Source organism: Vibrio sp. 970, assembly GCF_033339075.1.
Window position 1 is genome coordinate 1 of sequence record NZ_JAWOTW010000696.1, and the last position, 545, is coordinate 545.

General features: G+C 50.1%; 1 protein-coding gene. It reads right to left on the reverse strand.

Annotated features, from left to right (window positions below):
- Positions 1–545, reverse strand: a 545-nt coding sequence (locus R7Q11_RS28675; protein ID WP_411913168.1) for a transposase, incomplete at both ends; no start/stop codon positions are given.

A 545-nucleotide genomic window follows, 5' to 3' on the forward strand; every position in this document is an offset into this window, starting at 1 on the left:
AAACTTCGTCGTACGGGTTGTGATCCAGCGTCGCGATAGGTTCTTCATCCGAAGAGTAGTTCACGTGTTGGCAAAGAATGTAGCCCGAGTGCGCTTCACCAGACACGATCCAGTACACTCCATTATTGCTGTGTGGCTGCAAGGCAATGTAGCTGGAAGCCAACTCGTAGTGACTGGCGTGATTAACCCAACGAGCATCAATGGTCGCGAGCTTACGACGACAACGACTGGCGATGTGGTCAACGTGATCATAAAACGTTTTTGGGTTGATGCTGAGTTTGCGGCAAATTTCGCGCACGGAATAACCAGTGAACAAAAGCCCCATCAGGTTTTCTTGAAACTGCAGCTTTTTATTGGCGCCAGACCATTTATCGACAAAAGTGCTTTGGCACGCTTTACAACGGTAACGTTGACGATCGCCACTGTAACCGAAAGCGTGATAGAGGTGTTTATGAGTGTGGACAGAGAGTCCGAAGTTGTCACACGCGTCGTTGCGACAAGCAGGTAACCCGTCACTGTGGACGTGTCGGAGGCGATGAAGTTCG